The sequence below is a fragment of the Micrococcus sp. LASM2_SD2 genome (genome assembly GCF_057364565.1).
In genome coordinates, this window is record NZ_JBNFOB010000348.1 from 1 (window position 1) to 1,637 (window position 1,637).

At 72.3% G+C, this 1,637-nt stretch carries 1 protein-coding gene; it reads left to right on the forward strand.

Annotation, left to right across the window (positions count from 1 at the left end; translation table 11 throughout):
- A partial coding sequence (locus AC2W7A_RS12245; RefSeq protein WP_485991585.1) for an alkaline phosphatase D family protein occupies window positions 1-1,531 on the forward strand: 1,531 nt, incomplete at its 5' end.
- Between the last annotated feature and the right edge of the window lie 106 nt (window positions 1,532-1,637).

Genomic DNA, 1,637 nt, shown 5'->3' on the forward strand with positions numbered 1-1,637 from the left:
CCGCAGGCTCTCGTCCGCGCGCGCCGCGGCGGCCGTGGTGGCCTCCCGTCTGACCCTGCCCTCCGGTGTGGCCACCGGGGACGTCGGCTCGAACTCGGCAGTCCTGTGGTCCCGGTCCTCCGGCACCGGCCGCCTGCACGCCACGCTGCGGGCCGTGGATGAGGACGGCCGGGTGCTCAAGGGCCGCTTCGCCAAGGGCCTGCGCCTGCGCTCGGGCTGGGTGGACGCGCGCACGGACCACACCGCGAAGATCCTCGCGGACCGGCTGCCCTCGGGCACTCGCTTCCAGGTGACCTACGCCTTCGAGGACGAGCACGGCCGGATGGGCGAGTCCGCCGTGGGCACCTTCCGCACCGCTCCGGGCAGGCGCTTCGGCCCGAAGACCTCCGCCGCCCAGTCCTTCGTCTGGACCGCGGACACCGCAGGCCAGGGCTACGGCATCAACCCGGAGATCGGTGGCATGCGCGGCTATGCGGCGATGGCGGCGCTGAAGCCGGACTTCTTCTTGCACTCCGGGGACACCGTGTACGCGGACAACCCGATCCAGGAGACCGTCGAGGTCCCCGGCGAGCCGACCTGGCGCAACCTCGTCACCGAGGAGGTCTCCAAGGTGGCCGAGACCCTGGACGAGTTCCGTGGCCGCCACCGGTACAACATGATGGACGCGAACCTGCGCGCGATGTACGCCCAGGTGCCGGTCATCGCCCAGTGGGACGACCACGAGACCACCAACAACTGGTACCCCGGCGAGGTGCTCGATGACCCCCGCTACACCGTCCGGGACGTGGACACCCTCGCCCGCCGCGGCCGCCGTGCCTGGCAGGAGTACATGCCGATCGCCGACGCCACGGCCCTGCGCGGCGGCAGCGGCTTCGAGCCCGCCCGCATCCATCGCCGGATCTCCCGCGGTCCCTCCCTGGACGTGTTCGCCCTGGACATGCGCACCTACAAGGGGGAGAACACCCCGGGGCTGGAGCCGCACGAGACGCCGCTGCTCGGTGAGGAGCAGCTGCAGTGGCTCATCCACGGCCTGCGCACCTCCACGGCCACCTGGAAGGTCGTCGCCAACGACCTGCCGCTGGGGCTGATCGTGCCGGACGGGAAGGCCCAGGAGTCCCTGTCCAACGGCGACGACGGTGCCCCGCTCGGCCGCGAGCTGGAGCTGGCCCGCCTGCTCAGGGCGATCAAGGACCACGACGTCCGCAACGTCGTGTTCCTCACCGGGGACGTCCACTACTGCGCCGCGCACCACTACGCGCCGGAGCGCGCCGCGTTCACGGACTTCAGCCCCTTCTGGGAGTTCGTGGCCGGTCCGATCAACGCCGGCTCCTTCGGCCCGAACGAGCTGGACGGCACCTTCGGCCCGCGGGTGGACTTCCACGAGGCCGGCCCGGTGATGGGCTCCCCGCGCTCGGGCGAGCACCAGTACTTCGGCCACGTGGAGATCCCGGAGGACGGCCAGGAGTTCCGTGTCAGCCTGGTGAACGCCGCCGGCCGCACGGTGTACCGCCGGACCCTCCACGCCCGCTGACCCCACCCGTCCCGACGACGGCCCGCACCTGACGCTGTCAGGTGCGGGCCCGTCGTCGTGCCGGTCAGGGAGGCTCAGCCCAGCCGGCGCACCGCCTGGACGCCGG